The sequence below is a fragment of the Hymenobacter algoricola genome (assembly GCF_039539525.1).
Taxonomy (GTDB): Bacteria; Bacteroidota; Bacteroidia; order Cytophagales; family Hymenobacteraceae; genus Hymenobacter; species Hymenobacter algoricola.
In genome coordinates this window covers 1-22,143 of the sequence record NZ_BAABDH010000003.1, presented here as the reverse complement: position 1 = coordinate 22,143, position 22,143 = coordinate 1, and the positions used below count along the sequence as shown (strand labels likewise).

Annotated in this window: 18 protein-coding genes; 10 read left to right on the top strand and 8 right to left on the bottom strand. The window is 60.7% G+C overall.

Features of this window, described 5'->3' with window-relative positions:
* Positions 1 to 569 precede the first annotated feature (569 nt).
* The 3 genes from ABD842_RS00625 (at position 570) to ABD842_RS00615 (ending at position 4,134) form a co-directional block, all read left to right on the top strand.
* A complete protein-coding gene (locus ABD842_RS00625; RefSeq protein ID WP_345108565.1) occupies positions 570 to 1,820 on the top strand; it encodes an AAA family ATPase in 1,251 nt (416 codons plus the stop codon).
* A gap of 1 nt (position 1,821) precedes the next feature.
* Positions 1,822 to 2,424 (top strand): DUF4276 family protein, encoded by a 603-nt coding sequence (locus ABD842_RS00620; protein ID WP_345108562.1) that lies wholly within the window; start codon positions 1,822 to 1,824, stop codon positions 2,422 to 2,424.
* 258 nt (positions 2,425 to 2,682) lie between these two features.
* Entirely contained in the window at positions 2,683 to 4,134 is a 1,452-nt protein-coding gene (locus ABD842_RS00615) for an ATP-binding protein (RefSeq protein ID WP_345108559.1), read from the top strand.
* Between the two features lie 401 nt (positions 4,135 to 4,535).
* On the opposite strand, the gene ABD842_RS00610 is transcribed toward ABD842_RS00615, so the two are convergent.
* From ABD842_RS00610 to mfd, 3 genes are all read right to left on the bottom strand, one after another.
* A complete protein-coding gene (locus ABD842_RS00610) occupies positions 4,536 to 4,853 on the bottom strand; it encodes an STAS-like domain-containing protein (RefSeq protein ID WP_345108556.1) in 318 nt (105 codons plus the stop codon).
* Between the two features lie 53 nt (positions 4,854 to 4,906).
* On the bottom strand, positions 4,907 to 5,833 hold the full coding sequence (locus ABD842_RS00605; protein WP_345108554.1) for a hypothetical protein: 927 nt from the start codon (positions 5,831 to 5,833) through the stop codon (positions 4,907 to 4,909).
* 71 nt (positions 5,834 to 5,904) lie between these two features.
* Entirely contained in the window at positions 5,905 to 9,339 is a 3,435-nt protein-coding gene (mfd, locus tag ABD842_RS00600) for a transcription-repair coupling factor (protein WP_345108551.1), read from the bottom strand.
* Positions 9,340 to 9,561: 222 nt separating this feature from the next.
* On the opposite strand from mfd, the gene ABD842_RS00595 reads away from it, so the two are divergent.
* The 3 genes from ABD842_RS00595 to ABD842_RS00585 all read left to right on the top strand — a co-directional run bounded on the left by ABD842_RS00595 (position 9,562) and on the right by ABD842_RS00585 (position 12,240).
* Positions 9,562 to 9,750, top strand: coding sequence for a hypothetical protein (locus tag ABD842_RS00595; RefSeq protein ID WP_345108548.1), 189 nt, complete (start codon positions 9,562 to 9,564; stop codon positions 9,748 to 9,750).
* 137 nt (positions 9,751 to 9,887) lie between these two features.
* Positions 9,888 to 10,628, top strand: a complete 741-nt coding sequence (locus ABD842_RS00590; RefSeq protein ID WP_345108545.1) for a metal-dependent hydrolase — start codon at positions 9,888 to 9,890, stop codon at positions 10,626 to 10,628.
* Between the two features lie 616 nt (positions 10,629 to 11,244).
* On the top strand, positions 11,245 to 12,240 hold the full coding sequence (locus ABD842_RS00585; protein ID WP_345108542.1) for an NYN domain-containing protein: 996 nt from the start codon (positions 11,245 to 11,247) through the stop codon (positions 12,238 to 12,240).
* Positions 12,241 to 12,367: 127 nt separating this feature from the next.
* Here ABD842_RS00585 and ABD842_RS00580 read toward each other — a convergent pair whose 3' ends face one another.
* Complete coding sequence (locus ABD842_RS00580) at positions 12,368 to 12,844, bottom strand: PaaI family thioesterase (protein WP_345108541.1); 477 nt, start codon at positions 12,842 to 12,844, stop codon at positions 12,368 to 12,370.
* Positions 12,845 to 12,903: 59 nt separating this feature from the next.
* Here ABD842_RS00580 and ABD842_RS00575 point away from each other — a divergent pair, with 59 nt between their 5' ends.
* A complete protein-coding gene (locus ABD842_RS00575) occupies positions 12,904 to 13,206 on the top strand; it encodes an Mpo1-like protein (RefSeq protein WP_345108539.1) in 303 nt (100 codons plus the stop codon).
* Here the strand turns inward: ABD842_RS00575 and ABD842_RS00570 are convergent.
* Entirely contained in the window at positions 13,203 to 13,646 is a 444-nt protein-coding gene (locus ABD842_RS00570; protein WP_345108536.1) for a GNAT family N-acetyltransferase, read from the bottom strand. The two genes, ABD842_RS00575 and ABD842_RS00570, sit on opposite strands and share 4 nt — an antisense overlap.
* A 151-nt stretch (positions 13,647 to 13,797) precedes the next feature.
* Between ABD842_RS00570 and ABD842_RS00565 the strand changes: the two genes are divergently transcribed.
* Both ABD842_RS00565 and ABD842_RS00560 read left to right on the top strand, forming a co-directional pair.
* Entirely contained in the window at positions 13,798 to 14,289 is a 492-nt protein-coding gene (locus ABD842_RS00565) for a YajQ family cyclic di-GMP-binding protein (protein ID WP_345108534.1), read from the top strand.
* A gap of 102 nt (positions 14,290 to 14,391) precedes the next feature.
* A complete protein-coding gene (locus tag ABD842_RS00560; protein ID WP_425553128.1) occupies positions 14,392 to 15,147 on the top strand; it encodes a TerC family protein in 756 nt (251 codons plus the stop codon).
* 58 nt (positions 15,148 to 15,205) lie between these two features.
* Here the strand turns inward: ABD842_RS00560 and ABD842_RS00555 are convergent, their stop codons facing one another.
* From ABD842_RS00555 to ABD842_RS00545, 3 genes are all read right to left on the bottom strand, one after another.
* Positions 15,206 to 15,994 (bottom strand): J domain-containing protein, encoded by a 789-nt coding sequence (locus ABD842_RS00555; RefSeq protein ID WP_345108531.1) that lies wholly within the window; start codon positions 15,992 to 15,994, stop codon positions 15,206 to 15,208.
* Positions 15,991 to 16,419 carry a hypothetical protein gene (locus tag ABD842_RS00550; RefSeq protein WP_345108528.1) on the bottom strand — a complete coding sequence of 143 codons (429 nt, stop codon included), beginning with the start codon at positions 16,417 to 16,419 and terminating at the stop codon, positions 15,991 to 15,993. The genes ABD842_RS00555 and ABD842_RS00550 overlap by 4 nt, the downstream gene beginning before the upstream one ends.
* A 111-nt stretch (positions 16,420 to 16,530) precedes the next feature.
* Positions 16,531 to 19,155: a T9SS-dependent M36 family metallopeptidase gene (locus tag ABD842_RS00545; protein WP_345108526.1), complete on the bottom strand. Its 2,625-nt coding sequence runs from the start codon at positions 19,153 to 19,155 to the stop codon at positions 16,531 to 16,533.
* A gap of 340 nt (positions 19,156 to 19,495) precedes the next feature.
* On the opposite strand from ABD842_RS00545, the gene ABD842_RS00540 reads away from it, so the two are divergent.
* Positions 19,496 to 21,955, top strand: a complete 2,460-nt coding sequence (locus ABD842_RS00540) for a T9SS type A sorting domain-containing protein (protein WP_345108524.1) — start codon at positions 19,496 to 19,498, stop codon at positions 21,953 to 21,955.
* Positions 21,956 to 22,143: the final 188 nt, after the last annotated feature.

Below are 22,143 nucleotides of genomic sequence, written 5' to 3'. Positions count from 1 at the left end.
AAGAATGGGACACGTTGCAATAGGTAACTAGCAGATAGAGCGGAGCGGGAAGGTGGGGAAATGGGTTGGGGTTCGCAAGGGGTGGGGGGAGAAAAGTTATTGGGGTATTCCTGGCGCGAGCTTGTAGCTCGGGCCTTGCTTAGCGTGAGGCTTAGCCTCACCTGCTAGAACAACTGGCGTGGGGCCGGTTTGCCGCGTTGCGGCAGATGAGGTGCAACCTCATCGTCATGGTGGGCACGAGCTACCAGCTCGCGCCAGTTGGGGCTTACAGGAGAGTGACAGCCGCCCGACCCCGCCCGGGCGGGGGAGATGGGCAAGGCGCAGGAAGGGCGGCAAACTACTTTCGGCAGTAGTACCAGCCCCGGGCCAGCCGGCCCGACACCTGGGAGATGCGCATACGAAGTGGCTAAGGCAGAAACGACCTGGACGCGGCCTAAAGCAACGAATAAGTCCGGAATTACCGCCGCCTTAACCATAAGATAACCTGTGGCGCGGGCGTCCCGAACGAGCCGGTTTCACGCACATTCCTGCAAACCCGCGTACTTTGTAGCCCATCCCCTTTTTGCCCCATGCCTGAATCTGCCGCGGCCCCCGGTTTCCCCCGCCTCACCTACCTGCGCATCAAAAACTACCGCGCCCTGCGCGACGTGGAGCTGCGCGACCTGACCCCGCTGACGGTGTTCATCGGCCCCAACGGCAGCGGTAAATCCACGGTGCTGGACGCGCTGGCGTTTCTGGCCGAGGCGGTAAGCGGGAATCTGCAGCAGGCCTGGGAGAAGCGGAACCGCTTTGCCGGGATGCGGACGCGGGGGAGCGAGGAGACAATCCAAATCACCTTAACAATCGATGGTCTGTCACCTCAAGGCAGTATGACCTATCATGTCGAACTTGATGAGAGAGAAAACAAAATATTTCTTGCAGACGAGTGGGTTAAAATAGGCGGCGAGGGTAAAAAGATATTCAAAGCAAATCGTTTGAATACAGGTGAATGGTCAGAAATAACTTCAGAGACAGAGAAGTCTGACCATGAAGTTGAGAAAAACGAAAAATACCCTGAAAACGGCAGCATGTTAGTTGCGACAACCGTTGACTTGATGATAGGCTACGCCTTTGTTTTTAACCGTCGGCTTAGTGGAATCATCAGTCCTTTAAAGACCTTTCTCACCTCCTACCGCTACATCCACCTCACCGACGACCACCTGAAAGGCTACTCCGATGCCGGGCCGCGGGAGAAGCTGTCGGCTAACGGGGACAACCTGCCGAACGTGCTGTATTATCTGCACACGAAGCACCCGGCGGCGCTGGCCCGCGTCACGGAGAAGCTGCGGCGTTGGGTGCCGCAGCTGGCCGATGTGGTGCCGGAAATAACCTCGGATGAGCGGCTGCTGCTGCGCTTCCGGGATGCCGCGTTTACTCAGCCGCTGCCGGCCCAGTACATGTCGGAGGGCACGATGCGGCTGGCGGCGTTGCTCACGCTGCTCTATGAGCCCAACGCTACCGGGCTGCTGGGGCTGGAGGAACCGGAAAACGAGCTGCACCCGCACCTGCTGCCCCGGCTGGCGGAGGAGCTGGTAAAAGCCACCGAAACACGGCAGCTGCTGGTGGCTACCCACTCGCCGTTTTTGCTCGATGCCCTGGAGCCCGCGCAGGTATGGATTCTGCACCGGGGCACCGATGGCTACACCCAGGCCACGCGCACGGCCGACATTCCGCAGGTGAAGGAGCTGGTGGAGGACGGCTCCCCGCTGGGCTACCTCTGGACCAGCAACTTCTTCCGCCTCGGCGACCCGCTGGCTCCCCGTCCCTCAGCCGCGCAGTAGCATGCACATCGAGTTTCTGCTGGAAGAAGAGTCGGCGAAGGCGGCGCTGGACTTGCTGCTGCCCCGGCTGCTGCCGCCCGGCGCTACCTGGGCCTGCTACCCGCACCGGGGCAAAACGGACTTGTTGCAGCGTCTGCCCGGCCGGCTGAAAACCTACGCCCGCCAGTTTCCGCACCAGCCCGACCTGCGGGTGGTCGTGCTCATGGATGCCGATACCGATTGCCGCCGCCGCAAAGCTGAAATGGAGCAGGTAGTAGCGGCCGCCGGCTTGCTGACCAAAACCACGGCCGGCGCCGGGCAGCCTTTCCGCATCCTCACGCGGCTGGCGGTAGCCGAGCTGGAAGCCTGGTTTCTCGGGGACCGGGCCGCTATCCAGGCCGCGTATCCCCGGGTGCGCCCGCAGCATTTTGGCGGTCTGCCCCCGAACCCGGATGCTATTGCCGATACCTGGGAAACCTTGTGGCGGGTGCTACGGGAGGGCAGGTACTACCTGGCCGGCAAAGCCAAAGTAGAATGGGCCGAAACTATCACGCCCCACCTGGACCCCGACCGGAATACGTCGGCCAGCTTCCAGTATTTCCGGCAGAGTCTGGGGCTGCTGTAAGGCGCAAGAGGCTACTGATTCCCTCCGCTTTCAGCTTCTCCTCACTTCCAACTGGCCCAACTGGCGCGAGCTTGTAGCTCGTACCTTCGTTGACGTGAGGCTATGCCTCACCCGGTAGGCTTATCGGCGCAGGCCCGGGTTGCCGCGTTGCGGCAGATGAGGTGGAACCTCATCGTCATGGTGGGCACGAGCTACAAGCTTGTAATAGCTTTGTTAACACACTAACCTTGCGGCTGCATATACATACATTTACCCTATATGGAACGTGACTTCTCTCATTACCTCGATAAGCTACTTGCTCTTCCTAGAGAGAATGAAGTAGTAGAATTTAAAGAGGCCAAAGCAAGCTTTGATTCTGATAAGCTTGGACAGTACTTTAGTGCATTGAGCAACGAAGCTAACCTACAGGGTGCAGACGAAGCATGGTTGGTTTTTGGCGTAACTGACAAGAAAGAAATAGTAGGAACAGCTTTCCGTCAAGACGGAAATAAGTTACAGAACCTTTTAAGAGAGGTTGCTGAACAGACTAGTAATCGGCTGACTTTTCGAGGGATTCATGAGGTCCAGCGTGATGGTCAACGAGTGCTTTTATTCGAAATTCCACCAGCAGTTATTGGCATACCTACCGCATGGAAAGGGCATTGCTATGGTCGGGATGGTGAAAGCCTTGGTCCGCTCAATCCAGATGAGCGGCGTCGAATAGAACGCCAGTCTTCCGAATATGAATTCGATAGGGAAATTGCATGGGAAAACGCAGGCCCATCTCATGTTCGTGAGTTGATAGATTATGAGGCCTTCTATCGACTATTTAAGCTTCCTCTTCCTTCGGGTTTGCCCGGTGTACTCGAGAAGTTCTTGCAAGAAAGAATTATTGTTCGTGCTTCGGATGGCAAATACAACATTACTAATCTTGGGGCCTTACTATTTGCCCGTGACTTGCGGCAGTTTACACGCATCGCTCATAAGGCACCACGGGTAATCTTTTATGAAGGTACAGGACGTACCAGTGCTAAGCGTGAGCAATCTGGGCAGAAAGGGTATGCTTTCGGTTTTGAGGGTATCGTAACCTACTTGCACGAAAAGCTGCCTGCCAATGAGGAGTTGCAGAAGGTTAGGCGCGAAACTGTACCCATATATCCCATCCTTGCTTTACGTGAACTGGTAGCTAATGCTCTAATCCATCAAGACCTTACTATTCGTGGTACTGCCCCTATGATTGAGGTTTTCTCTAATCGTATAGAAATAACGAATCCAGGCAGCCCACTTATTGATACGCTACGCTTCATAGACCACGCTCCCCGCAGTAGAAACGAGGCAGTAGCTGCAATGATGCGTCGCCTAGGATTTTGTGAGGAGCGTGGAAGTGGTATTGACTTGGTTGTAGAAGAATGTGAGAAGTATCAATTGCCAGCACCAAATTTTATTAATAGTGATAATTATACTCGCGCTATTCTGTACAGCCCACGCTCGTTGCGACTTATGGATAAACCGGACAAAATTCGAGCTTGTTACCAACACGCCTGTCTAAAGCACGAGAATGGAGAGCAGATGACAAACCAGTCTTTTCGTGAACGAATGGGTATTGAAGAAAAGAACTACTCAATTGTGTCTCGTATTATCGCCGATACTATTGAAAAAGGCCTGATAAAGCCTTACGACCCTGATAATAAGTCAAAGAAGCACATTCGTTATGTTCCAATATGGGCCTAGTTCTTATGTGACCGTCATGTGACTGTTATGTGACAATCACACGCAAAGAGTGCCTTTCTGTGACACAAAGGCACTCTTTGTGTGTGATTGTTATGTGCATTACACAGTCTGGGGCGCCGTCTTCCCCTACACCCCAACCTTCTCCTCACTCCCCAGCTCGGCCAATATCCGCTTGGCGGCCTGCACGCTCTTCACCTCCTCGATGCTGATGATGAGCTGTTCCTTGCGCTCCTTCATGCTGGCGGTGCGGCTGTGGGTCTGGATGTAGTTGAGGATGGTGCCGAAGGTGTCGCCCTGGAAGTAGGCGGCGGGTTTAGAAATAGTGCGGGAAACGGGAAGCCGTAAAAAGACACTGCCGCCCTGTGTAAGGCGGCAGTGTCTTTCTGTTTATCAAGTACAATCTATTCAGACTGCTGGAGCTGCGCAACGTCAGTCAGGTAATCTTTCAGCTGTTGTAGCTGCGTGAGCTTGTAGTTGGTCAGGCGAATACGCTTCATGAAATCGGCCCCTTGCTGCTCGTAGAGGGCCCCGAAGGAGGAGTTCAGGAAAGAGCTGGAGAAGGCCGTCAGGTTCAGTAAAGACAGCGTTACGGAGCCGGCTTGGTTTTGAAGGGCTGCCTGGAGTGCCAGGTGCAGCTTGAGGCCCTCAGTATTGGTCAGCGTGTTGTCGACAATGTCAAAAAGCTGCAAGACCGGGCCGTTGGATACCGTGGGGTTCATGGGAATAGGGGTTGGCGGTCAGGAGAATATTTCAGGCAGTATACGGAGTTTGCTCAGAAAAGCGAAGCTTCCTCTTCCAGCACGTCGGGTTCATCCGGCGGCAGCCGGTCATAAAACAGACGAATAGAAACCGTTGTTCCGGGAAAATTCTCGCCAGGCAAGGATTTAGGATGGGCATTGCCGGCACTATCGACGTGGTAAATAGCCTGGGACGTCTGGATCGTGAGGGTGCTGCCCAGGGCGGCCAGACCGGTGCGCAGGGTATTCAGGCCCCGGCCTCGGTTATGCGGCCGGGAGCGGGCCGAAAAATGGAGTTGTAAGGCCTGCTCCAACGCTTTTACGGCCGACAACTGCTCCTGCTGCTGGGAGGCTAGGAAGTGGTTGACCGATTTAGGAATACCCATGCCGAAGTCGGCCACGGCCAGAATCAGTCGTTTGGTAGCGGGGTAAAACTGGACCATGCAGTACGCAATTCGTTCGGTAGCCCCGGCGGCAAAGGCATGATCGAAGACGTTGTTGAAAAGCTCGGCCAGATAGGTCGGCAGGGCAGAAATATCTTTGTCCTGAAAGAAGCTGGCCTTATAATGCCGGTAAGCACTGTCGGCAAAGGTGGCCACTCTTTCCGGCTCGATCTTCCAGAACACGAACGAAGTAGCGTCGGTTGGAACGGTAAACCCTTCGTGCGGCGGGGCAACAGGGCCGGACCACTGCCGTAAGAAGCCGATGCTCTCCAGATACCCATACGCTATGGATGGGCTGGGCTCGAAATGAATCGGGACGCCGGCCCGCCAGTACTCTTCCAGCAGGCAAGCTAGCGTAACGACGTGGTGGGGTTTCAGGGTCTGCGTTCTGGCCGTCAGGATACGAACCTGAGTGAGGCCCGGCAGATGCGCCTGCACCTTGACTAATCGGTTATCCAGCAAAAATGCAGCGAAAGCCGAAGCAGTAGTAAAGGCTTCGAATTGGATAACGTGTTCCATTCATAGGGTTGAACAGCTGGCCAAGATACCGGGTTTCAGCGGATTATAGTCTTTGAGGAAAGTTGAGCAGCTTACGCCTCCACCTTCTCCTCACTCCCCAGCTCGGCCAGAATCCGCTTGGCCGCCTGCACACTCTTCACCTCGTCGATGCTGATGATGAGCTGTTCCTTGCGCTCCTTCATGCTCGCGGTGCGGCTGTGGGTCTGGATGTAGTTGAGGATGTTGCCGAACTGCTCGCCCTGGAAGAAGTCGGCGTTGTCGAGGGCGGGGATGTAGCCTTTGAGCAGGTTCTTCTTGAGCGTGAGCTTCTCGAAGCCGGCCTGGCAGGCCTGCCAGCGCAGCTTCACGATGTCGGCGAGCTGCTCGACCTCGGCGGGCAGCGGGCCGAAGCGGTCCACCATGCCGGCAATGAGCTTGCGCAATTCCTCGGGGCCTTTGGCCCGGTCCAGCTTGCTGTACAGCTGCAGCCGCTCCGACACGCTGCTCACGTAGGAGTCGGGAATCAGGATCTGCAGGTCGGTTTCGATGTTGCACTCCTTGGGGCCCTTGTTGCCCACGGCATCCTGGAGTCGTCCTGTCGTGTCGCCCAGGAACAGGTCGCGGAACTCGGTTTCCTTGAGCTCGGTCACGGCCTCGTCCAGAATCTGGTGGTAGGTTTCGTAGCCCAGGTCGTTGATGAAGCCCGACTGCTCGCCGCCGAGCAGGTTGCCGGCCCCGCGGATGTCGAGGTCGCGCATGGCCACGTTGAAGCCCGCGCCCAGGTCCGAGAATTCTTCGAGGGTGCTCAGGCGCTTGCGGGCGTCGGAGGGCAGGCCGGCTACGGGCGGAGTGAGCAGGTAGCAGTAGGCCTTCTTGTTGGAGCGGCCCACGCGGCCCCGCATCTGGTGCAAATCACTTAGCCCGTGCAGGTGGGCGCGGTTGATGATGATGGTGTTGGCGTTCGGAATGTCGAGGCCCGACTCAATCAGGTTGGTGCTCACCAGCACGTCGTACTCCCCATCCACGAACTTCATCATGCGCTTTTCGAGCTGGTCGCCCTCCATTTGCCCGTGAATGGTGGTGATGCGGGCGTCGGGTACCATGCGCAGGATCATCGCGCCCATCTCGTCGAGGTCCTTCACCCGGTTGTGCACGAAGAACACCTGCCCGCCGCGCTTCAGCTCCCGGGCCACGGCGTCGCGGATCAGGATTTCGTCGAATACGTGCAGCTCGGTCTGCACCGGCTGGCGGTTGGGCGGGGGCGTGGCTATCACGCTCAAATCCCGGGCGCCCATCAGCGAGAAGTGCAGGGTGCGCGGAATCGGCGTGGCCGACAGCGTCAGCGTGTCCACGTTCACCTTCAGCTCCTTGAGCTTGTCCTTGGTCTTGACCCCGAACTTCTGCTCCTCATCGATGATGAGCAAACCCAGGTCCTTGAACTTGATGTCCTTGTTGGTGAGGCGGTGGGTGCCGATGAGGATGTCGGTTTTGCCGTCGGCCACCCGGGCCAGGGTTTCCTTGATCTGCTTGGTGGTCTTGAAGCGGTTCACGTACTCCACCGTCACGGGCAGGTTACTGAGCCGCTCGCGGAAGGTTTTGTAGTGCTGCATGGCCAGAATGGTGGTGGGCACCAGAATGGCGGCCTGCTTGCCGTCGGCCACGGCCTTGAAGGCGGCCCGGATGGCAATTTCGGTTTTGCCAAAGCCCACGTCCCCGCAGATGAGGCGGTCCATGGGGTGGGGTACTTCCATGTCGCGCTTCACGTCCTCGGTGGCCTTGGCCTGGTCGGGGGTGTCCTCGTAGATGAAGCTCGATTCCAGCTCGGCCTGCATAAAGGAGTCGGGCGCGAAGGCGTGGCCGGGCGCGGTTTTGCGCTTGGCGTAGAGCCGGATCAGCTCGGCGGCAATGTCCTTGACCTTTTTCTTAACCGACTTCTTCTTGTTTTCCCACTCCGGCGAGCCCAGCTTGCTCATGGTCGGCGGCGTGCCCTCGGCCCCCGAGTACTTGGCAATCTTGTGCAGGGCGTGGATGCTGACGGTCAGCAAATCGTCGTCGCGGTACACCAGCCGGATGGCCTCCTGCAGGTGCCCGTTGATTTCGACCTGCGTCAGGCCGGCAAAGCGGGCAATGCCGTAGTCCTGGTGGGTCACGTAGTCGCCGGGGCTGAGCGTGCGCAGCTCCTTGAGGGTAAGCGCCTTTTTCTTGGAGAACTTCTTGGCCTCCTGGGCCCGATAGAACCGCTCGAACAGCTGGTGGTCGGTGTACACCACGAGCTTCATCAAATCGTCCACGTAGCCTTCGCGCAGGGCCACCAGCATGTGCTGGAAGGAGACGTTGTTGTCCAGCTCGTCGAAGATGGTGCGCAGCCGGTCAGCCTGCCGCACCGAGTCGGCCCCGATGATGGTGACGTAGTTCTTGGTGGCGTTGTCGTGCAGGTTCTTCACCATGCGGTTGAAGTCCTTGTTGAACGAAGGCTGGGGTTTGGCCTCGAAGCTGAACTCCTCGGCCCCGGTCTTGAAGTGAAACCGCTTGCCGAACTCCACCACCGGGAAGTTCTCCAGCAGCTTGCGAAACGACTTGCCCGTCTCGAACAGCTGCTCGGGCTTGCTCACAATCTGCATTCCCGCCGCCCCCGCCAGCAATTCCTGAAAGCCCGCGTCGGCCTTCTCAAACGACTCCGTCACGATGTCCAGGGTCTGGCGCATATCCTTCACCCACACCGCCGTGTGCCGGGGCATGAAGTCGAGAAAGGCCTCCCGGGTTTCCTGGAGCAGCTTGGTCTGCACGTTGGGAATGATGCTGATCTGCTGCTTCTGCTCCACCGAAAGCTGGGTTTCGGGGTTAAACGTGCGGATGGTTTCCACCTCGTCGCCGAACAGCTCGATGCGGTAGGGCAGCTCGTTGGCGTAGCTGAAAATGTCGACGATGCCGCCGCGCACGGCAAACTGCCCGGCCTCGTACACGAAGTCCGACCGCTCGAAGTCGTACTCGGCCAGCATGTCGCTGATGAAGTTCACGTCGAGCTTCTCGCCCACCTTCACCAGAAAGGTGTTTGCCACCAGGCTCTTGCGGTTGATAACCTTCTCGAACAGCGCCTCGGGATAGGTGATGATCAGCTCCCCGGTTTTGGGCTTGGAGTTCAGGCGGTTGAGCACCTCGGCCCGCATGAGCACGTTGGCGTTTTCCGTCTCGTCGAAGTGGTAGGGGCGCTTGTAGGAGCTCGGGAACAGCAACGGGTCCTGCTCGGGCAGCAGGTGCTGCAGGTCGGCCAGGAAGTAGCCGGCCTCGTCCTTGTCGTGGAGCACGAACAGGTGGTGCTGATCCGGAAACAGGCCGTGCAGAGCGGCCGCCACCACCGCATCCTGGCTGCCGACGAGGCCGCGCAGGTGCAGGCGGGGCAGCGGCCCGGCGGGCGCAGCCTCGCCGGCGGGGCGCAGGGAGTGGCGCGTGGCCGGGTTCAGGCGGGCCGCTACGGTCAGTACGGTCGGGTCGAGGCGGTAGAGCTGGAGGAAGTCGGTGACCTTCAAAACGCGGAAAGGCTAGGGGATAGGCAAAAAGGAGCAGCCCGGCCGGCTGTATTTCCGGTCGGGCCAAGGCAGAAACTGTGGTAAGCAGTACCGCCCGCAAGGTCCGAAAGTTTCCTGGGCCGGCCGAATGCTGGTGTTACGGTTGTGTTTTGTTACATTCGTCATCTTGCTGCCCCCCCTACCGCCTACCGGCGCCAATTCCCACCACTTCCCCTGTTGCGTATGGAACCCACTCGTAACCCCGCCGAGGATACCGATTTTGATTTCGACGCCTGGGTGCGTTGGCAGAGTCTCAAGCAGGCCTGGCACCACGCCACCCTGGCCCGCCGTCAGGCTGCCCGCCGCCCGTCCATGACCGCCGAGCCGGCTGCCGAGCCGGAAATCGTGTACCTGCTGCCGATACCGAACTAGCCTCTCTTCTGGTCTGTGAAACGGGGCGGAGTGCAAGACTGGGAGCACAGAACCATTCCTGCCTTTTCAGCTCACACCCGACTGCTCGCCGCGTACCTTCGTACTACAGGTTCGTTTTCCCAACTCCCTTCTCTGCAGTGCGCGGTTCTTCTCACCTGGCCATTGGCCTGATTACCGGCGTGGCCGTCGGCGGCCTGGTAGCCGGCATTCCTTTTTCCCCCGCCGGCATTGCCCTGGCCGGCTTCTCTTCCCTGGCGGCCGACCTCGACCACCCCAACTCCCGCCTGAGCAAGCGCCTGGGCTTCACCCAGCAGTACGTGCGCTGGGCTTTCGTGCTGGCGGGCCTGGGCCTGGCGGCCTACACGCACTATATGCTGCCGCTCGGCCCCGACCGGCGCATGGGCTTCACGGCGGCCCTGGCGTTTGGGCTGCTGGGGGCGGCCTTGCAGGGCGGCTCGGCCCGGAAGCTGGCACTGGTGTTCACCGGGGCCGGGGCGGTGCTGGCCGGGCTGTACTTCGAGTATCTGTGGCTGAGTATGCTGGGCATCTTCATCTGCGTGGCGCCCTTCACTACCCACCGCTCCTGGACCCACACCATCTGGGCTACGCTGCTGTGGACTTACATCGGCTACCTCGCCAACCAAAGCCTGGGCTGGCACGGCGTGGCCCACTACGCCGGGGCGGGTTACGCCTCCCACCTGCTGGCCGACACGCTGACCAAATCCGGGGTGCGGTGGTTTTTGCCCTTGTCAGACTATTCCTTTAAGCTACCGCTGATTTCCACGGGTTCGGCCGCGGGCAACGTGCTGGAAGTGGGAATCTGCGTAGGCTACGGCCTGCTGGTGCTGGGGCTCGTTATCGGCAGAATGCAGTTCTAGTAGCGGTTGGGGTTGGGTAGAGCTGGCGACATCAGCCAGTAGGGCTGGGCTTTCCGGCCAGGCTGCTGCGGAGCCCGACAGTACAGTGTGCAAAAACTGGTAACGCAAAAAAACACTCCTTTCATTAACCTTGTTGAAGTCTCAAAAATCAACGATAGGTGCACGTAGTGGCATTATTTAGTAGATCATAGGATTAAAGCGCGATGCGGTAAAACTTGCACCAGCCCTATTAAGCTGTTAGCTTAGCGTCTTACGGGATAAGTAGAAGCCCGATCCAATTGTTTATATCCGATATTTTGAATATATTTTATCTACTATTGTGGCACCCCGCAACTGCTTCGTGGAGGGAAGAATATAGCAAGTCTTTAGCCTAGAGCAGCTGCTCTGGTCAGTGATAAATCATGGTCAGACTCTCCCCAGAATCTGAATATGTACCAACGTCTTCTACTATGATAGCTCTATCGCATATTCATGTGATAGGCGGCCGCAATACCGTGTCAGTATTCAGAAAGAGGCGCTTTGTATCTTTACCCTCCCGACCCTGGTCGGGTACCCGCTCCCACCTACGCTTACACACCTTTTTTGCGTTCACGAACCAGTTTCTCTTATGAACCAGATGAATAGCCCCCTGATTAGGATCGGCGTCTTCTACGACGGCAATTATTTCCTGAAAATCAGCGATTACTACTACTTCCAGCATGAGCGCAAAGCGCGCATCAGCATGGAAGGGCTCCACGAATACATCCGCCACCAGGTGGCGGAGGAGGAAGACGTGGACGTACGCCTGAGCCAGATCATTGACGCCCACTTTTTCCGCGGCCGCCTGTCGGCTACGGAAGCGCGCGACAAGGACCGCCTGTTTCACGACCGGCTGCTCGACGACATTCTGATGAACATGAGCATCAGCACCCACTACATGCCCCTGAAGACCCGCGACGGCCGGCTGCAGGAAAAGGGCGTGGACGTGTGGCTGGCGCTCGAAGCCCTGGAGTTGGCCCTGCACAAGAGCTTCGACGTGATTGTGCTCATCGCCGGTGATTCCGACTACGTGCCCCTGATCAAGAAGCTCAACACCATCGGCACCCGCGTGATGCTGCTGAACTGGGACTTCAAGTACGTGGACTTCAAGGGCGAAAACCGCGTGACCCGCGCTTCGCAGCAGCTGCTGGAGCATTCCACGTATCCCGTGGCCATGCACGACGTGATTGACAACGGCCTGGCCAGCGCCGACGAGCTCATCGAGAGCCTGTTTGTGAATACGCCCGAGCCCGCGTCTTACCCCAGCGTCAAGCCCATCCGCCCGACGGGTCCTACGGCGGCCGGTCCGGTTGGCACGGTAGGTATCAGCACCATCAAAAACCTGAAGAATGGCTTCGGTTTCGTGGTCATGCCGCCCAACAACCTGTTTTTCAGCTACGCCGATATGGCCGAAGGCGACTTCAACGACCTGCGCGAGGGCGACTGGGTGGAGTTCACCGTGGGCCGCAACCACCGCGACGAAGACTGCGCCCGCAACGTGCGCAAAGTGCAGGCCCCGGCCGAAGGAGACGATTACGAAGAAGAATCGGAGGAGCACGAGCACGAATCCGCCGGCTCCCCGGAGCGGCTGTAAGCTCGTACGTTTAGTTAGTTTAGGATAACCAGGCCGTTTTTAGAAAAACCGCCGGATGCCCTGCTGGTAGCAGGCGCGTCCGGCGGTTTTTTGTGCTGACCGGGGGGCGCAGTCGGCGCCCACTGCCTTACTCGCCGCTGTCGGCGTCGGGGAAAAGCAGGCGGTGAAAGTCGCGCTTATCGGCCGGGTAGCGGTTGAAGGTGCCCATACCGCGGGCGACTACCAGGTTGCGGGCGGGGCAGGCAATGTCGGCGCTGGCTACCACGAGCGTTTTGCCCGAGTGCTCTACCCGGCCGCGGGCCACCAGCTGGTCGTGCAGGCGTACGGGGTGCAGGTAGTTGATCTTGAACTCGACAGTCGACACCAGCTCCCCGGCAGTGAAGGCCAACGACAGCGCCGCCGCGCCCAGGGCCGAGTCCATGAGCCCCGCAATAACGCCGCCGTGGCAGGTGCCCGGCGACGACAGATGCTCGTTGCCAATGGTCATGGTGTATGCCACCTGGCCGGGTTCCGACACGGTCAGGGCCATGCCGTTGATCTGGCCGTACTGGTTTATCTGGTTGTAGATGGCCACCAGGGTGGCTACGTCGGGAAGCTGCTCCATGCAAGGCAAGACTGGATAATGGCCGAAAAGTTAGGTTTCTTTACCGGATAAGCCCGCCTATGCTTCGTGCGCTGACCTTCGCCGAGTTTTATCCCGCCTACCTGCGCGACCATAAGCGCCGGGGCACCCGCATTCTGCACTTTGTGGGCACCACGCTGTTTCTGGTGGCCGCGGTGCTGGCCGTGGCCGAACGGCAGCCGGCGCTGCTGCTGGCCGGTATTGTGGCGGCCTACGGCTTTGCCTGGATCGGCCATTTCTTTGTGGAGCACAACCGGCCCGCCACCTTCCGGCACCCGCTGTATTCGCTGCGCGGCGACTTTACGCTGTACTTCGATCTGCTGCGGGGGCGGGAGAAGTTCTAAAGCAGCTTGCGCATCAGAAAGTGCGGGATGCTGCCGAACAGCGTGTGCGACGGCGCCACCACGAGGTAGCCCAGCCTGGCATAAAAGGGCACGGCGGCCTCGCGGGCGTGCAGCACGCACTCCGTCAGGCCCTGCTGCCGGGCCTGGGCTTCCAGGTGCTCGAGCAGCTGGCGGCCCAGGCCCAGGCCCTGAAAGTCGGGGGCCACGGCCATGTAGCGTACCTGGGCCTGGTTTGCTCCGGCCGGGCTCAGCCGGGCCACGCCCGCCACGCGGCCCGCGGGGGCGACGAGCATCGCGTGCAGGGTGGTGGGCTCGTCGTCGTCGTCGGCCCGCTCGGAGCCGGCGGGCTGCCCCCAGGGCTGCCGCAGCACTTCGTAGCGCAGCCGGTAGTAGGCCTCAAATTCGGCGGGAGTGGCGGGCGTAGTCAGCAGCAGAGTCATGGTAGGGCGGAATGGTGGCAGGGGCGGAAAGCAAACCGGGAGTTTCGGGGCGTGGGTATGACGGGCTGTACGTAAACTCCTACCTTTGGCGCCCGGCTCCAACCGCGGCCGCGGCGGGGCGTAGATATCCTTTTCACCCAAGTTACAGCCTATGGCCTCCTTCGACATCGTAAGCAAAGTAGATCCGCAGACCCTCGAAAATGCGGTAAATACGGCAATCAAAGAACTGCAGACCCGCTACGACCTGCGCGACACGAAGGGCGGCATGGAGCTCAATAAAAAAGACAACACCATCCTGCTCTCGTCGGAAAACTCGATGCGGGTGAAGGCCCTGGAAGATATTCTGCTGGGCCGCATCGTCAAGCAGGGCATCGACGGCACGGCCCTCGACTTTTCGGCCGAGGAGCAGGCCAGCGGCCAGCTGATCAAGAAAACCATCAAGGTGCGCGCCGGCGTGGACAAGGAAGCCGGCCGCAAGATCACCAAGGCCATCAAGGATGCCAAGGTGAAGGTGGAAGTACAGATGCAGGACGACCAGATGCGCGTATCGGCCAAGAAAATCGACGACCTGCAGGCCGCCATTGCCGTGCTGCGCAGCACCGATATCGGCCAGCCCCTGCAGTTCGTGAACATGAAGTCGTAGGCCCCGCCGGCCCCTTAGAGCCCAAGGCGAACTGGCTGCAGCCGGTTTCCGTCGCCGGCATTGACTCCGTATACCTTCAAAATCCTTCTGCCCGTGTTCGACATTGCCGCTTTTTCCAGCCCCCAAACGTGGATCAGTCTGCTTACGCTGACGTTCATGGAAATCGTGCTGGGCATCGATAACATCATCTTTATTTCCATCGTGGTCAACCGGCTGCCGCCGGCCATGCAGAAGCAGGGGCGCACCATCGGGCTGCTGCTGGCGCTGGTGTGCCGCATCGGGCTGCTGCTGAGCATCACCTGGATTGTGGGCCTGAAAACGCCGCTGTTTACCCTGGATCTGCCGTTTGGGGAGCCAAACTTCGCCGTGGCAGGCCGCGACCTGATACTGCTGGCGGGCGGCCTGTTTCTGCTGGCCAAAAGCACCACCGAGATTCATACCAAGCTCCAGGGCGAGGAAGAGGAAGCCGCGGCTGGCAAGTACGACAGCCTGCTGCGCGTTATCATTCAGATCATCATCATCGACATCGTCTTCTCCTTCGACTCCATCCTGACGGCCGTCGGCCTCGTGGACAACGTGCTGGTGATGATCATTGCCGTGGTGCTGGCCATGGGCGTGATGCTGGCCTTCTCGGGCTACATTGCCGACTTCGTGAACAACAACCCGACCATCAAGATGCTGGCCTTGTCGTTTCTGATTATGATCGGGGTGCTGCTGATTGCCGAAGCCCTGCACCAGGAGATTCCGAAAGGCTACGTGTATTTCTCCATGTTCTTCTCCCTGGTTGTGGAGACGCTGAACATGCGCCTGCGCAAGAAAAGCAACCCCGTGCACCTGCGCGACTCTCAGTACGACTAGCGTCGCCGCTGCTGCATCCTTAAAAACCCCCACTATTCCGCCGGAGTAGTGGGGGTTTTTAAGGATGCAGCAGCTGATAAACCGTGACGCCCAGCAACACAACGCTGACCAGCCCAAAGCCCAGGCGGTAGTCCTGGTTGATGCCGGGCCAGAGCGTCAGGCCGGCCAGCAGGCCCAGCGCCAGCGGCACCAGCCACGCCAGACCCGTATACACCGTGTCAGTTTCCAGGGAATGGGCGGCGGCCGGGCGGCGTACCTGCAGGGCTTTGCGCCAGAGCGGGGTGCGGCGCACCAGCAGCGTTTCGCCCACGGCCACGGCCGAGTCGCTGGCAAAAAAGCCCCGCTCGGTTTGGTGCACGTAGTACACGTGGGGTTCCGGATAGCGGCCGCCCGTGTAATAAACCGCCGCATCGAGGACCCGTACCTGCTCGGGTTGCGCGCGGGCCAGCAGCCAGTCGAGTCCCAGGCTGAGGCTGAGCAGGGCTCCCGCCAGCATAACCGGCCGCATGCACCGAAACAGCAGCGCGTACTGCGCGGCGTAGCGCTCCTGCAGGCTTACCGGGCGGGCCCGGGCGGGCCGCTGCCGCGTGGCCACGGTGGTGGGCGGCGCTCCGGCCGGCGCGGCCGGTGGGTTGCGCCGCACCCAGAGCAGGGCATCGTAGCCGGCCCGGCGCCGGGCGTTGCCGAGCACGTCATACGCCTCGTTGATGGCCAGGTATCGGGCGTGGGCGGCCGGGTCCGGAGTCCGGTCGGGATGAGTAATGAGCACGAGGCGGCGGTAGGCCCGCCGGATATCATCGGTGGAAGCCTGCTCCGTCAGGTCCAGCGTCTGATAGTGCGTGGTCATGCGGCCGGCTCGGCTTCGGCCAGGGCGGCCACTTGGTCCTGCACGCGTTTGGTGGCCAGCTCCAGCAGCCGCCGGTTTATTTCGCCGCGCCGCGACCGGTAAAAGCTGGTTTCTGGACCGGTGAAAACCCCGGTTACCAGCCCGATGATAGTGTAGCGCAGCTTCACGTTGCGGGCCAGCAGCTCGCCTACTACCCGCTGCTGCTCCGCAGGGCCAAGGCCGGCGAAGTTCATGTGGTGCTCGCGCACAAAATCGGCTACCGTGAGCAGCAACAGCTGGTTCTGCAGCTTGAGCACGGGCCGCAGGGTGCGGTGCAGGAAGTCGCCGGGCGTGGCCTCCGCGGTAGCGGGCAGCTCCGTGGCCACGGCGGGGCGCAGGGCCAGCAGCGCCGCATCGGGCGCAGAGAAGGGAAGCGGGTGGGGCATAAGCAAAAAGGTAGGTGGTCGGCGCAGGAAGAACAACAAAAAAGCCCGCCCGGCACGGGGCCGGACGGACTTTTTTAAGTTGCCCGAAGGCATTCAGCAGCGGAAGGCAGCTTAGTGCTGCACCATTACCTTCTTGGTGATGGTCCCTTCCGACGTCTTCAGGCGCACCACGTACAGGCCGTTGGCCAGCTCCGTCGTGTTCAGGCGCACGCCCTGCTGCTGCATGGTAGCCACCGGGACCGAGGTGGTTTGTACCGTGCGACCCAGGATGGTAACCAGCGTTACTTCTACCGCTGTCGTGCTGTTGACCTGCGTCCGCACCGTCAGCTGATCTTTAGCCGGGTTTGGATACACTTCGAGCAGGTTTTCGTTCAGCGCGTTCTGGGCCGACGTCGGCGTTGGCGGCAGCGAGTAGCCGGCCGTGTTGTCGGTCAGGGAGTTGCTGCTGCCCTGCACGGCGTTGAAGCCCATGCCGCGGCGGGCAAACACCTGCCAGATCAGCGCCTGGTTGGCGCCGCCGTTGTTGTTGCGGTCGGCCAGCAGGATACCGTCGCGGCCGTCGAGGAAGCCGGGGCTGCAGGGCTGCAGCTTGCAGCCATCGATTACCAGCTGCATGCAGACGTTGTTGCCGCCGGTAGACGCCGTCAGGTTCGCGTTGTAGCCATACTGGTTGATGAAGGCCCAGTTCAGGTCCCAGAGCACCGTGGCCCACACTTCACCGATGTCGTGCACCTGGGTGTAGGTGGTGCCGATGAAGGCGTAGGTGTGGTTGTTCAGGGTAAAGTCGGTGGTGTACTGCTTCCGGCGGATGCCGGCGCCATTCACGGGCAGGTTGGTGGCGTAGTTGCCGATGCCGCGGGGAGTAGTACCGACGTCGCCGGGCTTGGTGGTCATCCACAGGGCGAAAAAGTCGCTCCAGCCTTCGCCCATCTGCTCGGCATTGCCCAGGCAGCTGGCGTTAGCGGGGCCGCCGGTGAGGCGGTTAGAGATGCCGTGGCCATACTCGTGGGCCACAATGCCGTTGTCGAAGTCGCCGTCGGGGCCGGGGCCGCCGGTAGCGCCCACGGTCACTGTGCCACCCGATAAGAGCACTGCCTTGAGCTGGTCGCCGAGGGCTTTAGGAATGAATACCGACGGAATACGGAGGCCGATGGTGTCGGGCGCCGCACCGGTCATGCCGCCCAGCGGAGCGCCGGCCACACTGTCGACTACTACTACCATACGGGCGCCGGCGTCCTGGGCCAGCTTTACCTTGGAGGCAAACGTGCACTTGCCGCGGTCAATTACGGCGATGTTACCGTTGAGCGAGGCCGGGTTCCGCAGCGGGCCGTTGCAGCCGCGCGAAGGCTTGGCGGAGCCGTCGTTGACCAGCACCAGGTTGCCCCGGTAGGCGCTGCCCAATGAGTTTACAGTACGGCCAAAGTCGGCCAGGCCGGCCGGATAGGTACCGGCAACCGAAGCCGGGGCCGTTACAATCAGCGTGCCCGGAGCGGCGCTCCAGGTGTACATTTGCATTTTGCCGCGCGTGCCATCGGGCGGGGTGCTGAAGTTGGCGTTGTTGGTGCCGCCCCCGTCCTGCGCTTCGGCCTTCACGTGGTCGAAGCCGAGGCCGAGGCCGGTGTAGTTCATCTGCTGGAAGTTGCCGCTGACTTCGTTGAAGCCTTTGAGGGCCATCATGTCGTGCATGATGTTGTTCCAGTAGAACAGGTTGACTACGGCTGCGTTCAGGTTGCCGGCGGGGCGGTTGGCCGGGTCATAAGCGAAGTCAAACTCCAGGTTGGCGCCGCCGTCGGGGCTGACGCTCTGCCCGGGGATGTACACGTTGCGGTTCTGCCGGTCGTCGTAGGCATGCACGTTGTTGCCGCGGGTGATGGTGAACTCGGCCCCGGCTACGCCGTCTTCATCGTGCCAGCCGAAAGGAGAAGAGCGGACGTTGGATGGGTTTACCGTCAGCTGGCGGGCGCCGTGGATCGGGCTTTCCACCGTGATGGGCCACACGTTGTAGCTGTTGGGCACGTTTACCTTGCCGGCCGTCGTGGGCGCTACTACGGGCCAGTTAGGCGTCTGCATGGCCCGCTGGGTAAGCTGGGCGAAGGTGACGGGCTCGTGGGTGGTGTAGGATACCTTGTTGACATAAGCACCGGTGCGGGCGTCGATGCGCACCGACCAGGCGTCGTCGCCGGTAGTAGGCCACAGCAGTACGTCGTACACCAGCTGCAGCTCGCCGCTGGCTACGGGCAAATACATCAGCTTGGCTTTGATCTTATCCTGGGAAATACCGCCGTCGTTAAAGGTAAGTCCTTCGGCTGGGGTAGCGGCTTTTTCGGCGCGCAGGCTGCCGGGCGCGGCTACCTGCAGGGCGCGGGCGGCGGCCTGCACGGCCTGCTCGGGCGTCAGGCTCGGCGTGGTGGCGCGGGCACTGGCGGCTACGTTGGGCAGGAAGCTGCTGTGCAGAGCGGCAATTTCACCGGCTTTGGTTACGTGGCCGTCCGCTACGGCGCCCAGTACTTCGATGCCGTTGTGGCGCTGGCGCAGATAAATGTGCGTCAGCCCGTTGTGGGCATCCGTGTACTGGCTGGTTACGGCCGGATTGTTCAGGTCGGCCTCGCTCAGTCCCAGCTGGCTGCGCTGGGCGCTCAACTGGGTGAGGGTGCGGGCCAGGGGAGCATTTTGGGCCGAGCCCAGGGCCGGAATGGCTAACAAGGCCGCCAGCGCCAAGGCCCGGTATCCGGTCATAGTAGAAGTTGACTTCATAGAGAAAGGGGGGAGTGAAATGAAAAAGGCCTTCACTTCGGAGTCGAAGCAAAGGGCTGTTTCAAATTTACACAGGGATTGTGATATATCCTTGTGGTATAAACCAAGAAGCTAATTATTTTCTATTGAGCTGCTTCCGGCGAGGTAAATAGTTGCAGGCTAGTATATAAGCGAAGGGCTGGCGCGCCGGCCGGCCGGCCGGGGTTGACCGCGTTGGCAAGCCCGGCCACGGCTGGTCGGGGCTTTTGGGCTTGCAGGCTGAATAGCGTAACTTTAGGCTTTCCCATCCAGCAGCTGGCTGCTTTATCCTCCTTCCTCTTTGATGAAAAAACTACTCCTGCTGCCGGCCCTGCTGCTGGCGGCCTGGCATCCGACCCAGGCGCAAACGTTCGTAAAAGATCCGGCTCCGGCCCCTACCACCATCTGCTACGCCCGCGCCGAGGATATGCACACCCGGCTGGCGCTGCCCGCGGCCTACCTGGAGCAGCAGCGCCGCGGCCGCCGCAGCACGGCCGCTAACATTGAGGTGACCTACACCGGCTTCACGCCCCAGGCGCAGGCCGCTTTCCAGTACGCCGTCGATATCTGGGAGGCCCTGCTCGTGTCGCCGGTTACCATTCGGGTGCAGGCCACCTGGACGCCCCTGGGCACCGGCGTCCTCGGCTCGGCCGGCGCTACGGCGTATTACAACGACCCGAGCGGGGCCGTACGCAGCGGCGTAGGGTACCCGGTGGCGCTGGCGGAGAAAATTGCCGGCCAGGAGCTGAATGGCGGTACGCTGCCCGATATCAATGCCCGCTTCAACAGCACCTTCAACTGGTACTACGGAACCGACGGCATGGTGCCGGCCGGCCGCTACGACCTGGTGTCGGTGGTGCTGCACGAGCTGGGCCACGGCCTGGGCTTCATTGCCAGCACCAGCTACGGTAGCGGGGCCGGCTCCTACGGCAACCCGCCCTCCATATACGCCTCCTTTATGGAGAACCTGGCCGGCCAGCCCCTGACCAACAACCCGCTGTACCCAAACGGCTCTGCCGCCCTGGGCGCGCAGTTCACCAGCGGCAACGTGTACTTCAACAGCAACCTGGCCAAGGCCGTGAACGGCGGCGTGCGGCCCCGCCTGTTTGCTCCGGCTACGTATTCGGCCGGCTCCAGCATCTCCCACCTGAACGAAGCCACTTACCCGGCCGGCAACATCAACTCGCTGATGACGCCCAACATTGGCGCGGCCGAGGCTATGCATAATCCCGGCCCGATTACCCTGCGCATGTTCGACGAGATGGGCTGGTTTAATACGGCCATCCGCCACACCAAGCTGCCCGACGCGGAGACGTCGCAGAATTTCCTCGTCAACGCCACCATCATCACCGACGGGACTATAACGCCGGGCTCGGTAAAGCTGTATTACGCCGTAGACAACGGCGCGCTGAATACCGTGGCCATGACCAACACTGCCGGCAACAACTACCAGGGCATTATTCCCGGTCCGGGCCTCAACCATACGGTAAGCTATTATCTAGCTGCGGCCGACAACGAAACCGGCCGCACCTACACCGCTCCGGCTACCTATGCGCCCAATGTGGCTACGGTAGCCCGCTACTCTTTTGTCATCGGGCCCGATGCTACGGCGCCCGTTGTGAAGCACAAGCCCCTGACCTACCTGTTCGTTTCGCAGCTGCCCTACCAGTTCCAGGCCCAGGCTACTGATAACGTGGCCGTGGCCGGCGTCACGGTAGAATACGCGGTGAACGGCGTGGCCCGCCCGGCCCTGGCACTGACCCGTCAAGGCGCGAGCAGTAACTTCCTGGGTACGCTCACCACCAGTGGCGGCCCCATCGTGGCCGGCGACGTTCTTACCTACCGCATCGTAGCCCGCGACGGAGCGGCCAGCGTGAATCAGGCTCAGACGGCCACTTATGTGGTAAACATTGTCGACTTCAAGCCCGCGCAGGCGTTTTACACCAACAATCTGAACGGTACCGCGCCGCTGGATTTTGTGGGCGAGGGCTTCGCCATCACCCAGCCCGCCGGCTTCAGCAACGCGGCCATCCACTCCGACCATCAGTACTACGACGACTCCACGCTGATTTACCAGATGCTGGTGCCCATCACGATCCAGCCCACCCAGCACACGCTTTCGTTCGACGAAATAGCCCTGGTGGAGCCCGGCGAGCCCGGCAGCGTTTATGGCACTGAGGCTTTCTACGACTACGTGGTAGTAGAAGGCAGCAAGGACAACGGCGCTACCTGGACGCCGGTGGCCGATGGCTACGACGCCCGCTTCCGCCCCAACTGGCTGGCTGCCTGGAACAGCAGCACCACCGCCGCCGGCAACTCCAACGGCGTCGGGACGCCCGCCTTGTTCGCGCCCCACACGTTTAACCTGCTCAGCAAGTTCACTCCCGGCGACGTGGTGCGCCTGCGCTTCCGCCTGTTCGGCGACCCCGGTGCCCACGGCTGGGGCTGGGCCATTGATAACCTCGTTATTCAGGGTGTCACCAGCGTGGCCTCCGAGCTGAAAGCCGCCGGGGGGCTGAGCGTCTATCCGAACCCCAGCGCGGGTCTGTTCCGCGTCCGCGCCACGCTGGCCAAGCCGGTTACGGGGCTGGAGCTGCTCGTGCGCAACAGCCTGGGTCAGGTAGTGCTCCGCCAGGCCGTAGCGCCCGCCGCCGGCCAGCTCGATCTGCCCGTGGATTTGAACAAGCTGGCCAGCGGCCTCTACCAGCTCAGCCTGGGCCAGCCCGGCGACGCGGCCTCGCAGAAGGTGCTGATTCAGAAGTAAGCCTTACGACACAAAAAAGCGGCGCCTCCGAAAGGAGGCGCCGCTTTTTTGTGGGGTTTCAGTCCCGGGTTGGGCCAGGCAGAGCTAGGGCGTGTTCTCAATTTAGCCAGAGGGTGATGGCGCGTAGTTGGATAAACGCGGCGTAGGAATCGGCGAGCTTATCGTAGCGCGTGGCCACGCGTCGGAAC

Coding starts and splice junctions, on each gene's coding strand:
- ABD842_RS00625 (WP_345108565.1), top strand. CDS start 570: ATGCCTGAATCTGCCGCGGCCCCCGGTTTCCCCCGCCTCACCTACCTG.
- ABD842_RS00620 (WP_345108562.1), top strand. CDS start 1,822: ATGCACATCGAGTTTCTGCTGGAAGAAGAGTCGGCGAAGGCGGCGCTG.
- ABD842_RS00615 (WP_345108559.1), top strand. CDS start 2,683: ATGGAACGTGACTTCTCTCATTACCTCGATAAGCTACTTGCTCTTCCT.
- ABD842_RS00610 (WP_345108556.1), bottom strand. CDS start 4,853: ATGAACCCCACGGTATCCAACGGCCCGGTCTTGCAGCTTTTTGACATT.
- ABD842_RS00605 (WP_345108554.1), bottom strand. CDS start 5,833: ATGGAACACGTTATCCAATTCGAAGCCTTTACTACTGCTTCGGCTTTC.
- ABD842_RS00595 (WP_345108548.1), top strand. CDS start 9,562: ATGGAACCCACTCGTAACCCCGCCGAGGATACCGATTTTGATTTCGAC.
- ABD842_RS00585 (WP_345108542.1), top strand. CDS start 11,245: ATGAATAGCCCCCTGATTAGGATCGGCGTCTTCTACGACGGCAATTAT.
- ABD842_RS00580 (WP_345108541.1), bottom strand. CDS start 12,844: ATGGAGCAGCTTCCCGACGTAGCCACCCTGGTGGCCATCTACAACCAG.
- ABD842_RS00575 (WP_345108539.1), top strand. CDS start 12,904: ATGCTTCGTGCGCTGACCTTCGCCGAGTTTTATCCCGCCTACCTGCGC.
- ABD842_RS00570 (WP_345108536.1), bottom strand. CDS start 13,646: ATGACTCTGCTGCTGACTACGCCCGCCACTCCCGCCGAATTTGAGGCC.
- ABD842_RS00565 (WP_345108534.1), top strand. CDS start 13,798: ATGGCCTCCTTCGACATCGTAAGCAAAGTAGATCCGCAGACCCTCGAA.
- ABD842_RS00555 (WP_345108531.1), bottom strand. CDS start 15,994: ATGACCACGCACTATCAGACGCTGGACCTGACGGAGCAGGCTTCCACC.
- ABD842_RS00550 (WP_345108528.1), bottom strand. CDS start 16,419: ATGCCCCACCCGCTTCCCTTCTCTGCGCCCGATGCGGCGCTGCTGGCC.
- ABD842_RS00545 (WP_345108526.1), bottom strand. CDS start 19,155: ATGACCGGATACCGGGCCTTGGCGCTGGCGGCCTTGTTAGCCATTCCG.
- ABD842_RS00540 (WP_345108524.1), top strand. CDS start 19,496: ATGAAAAAACTACTCCTGCTGCCGGCCCTGCTGCTGGCGGCCTGGCAT.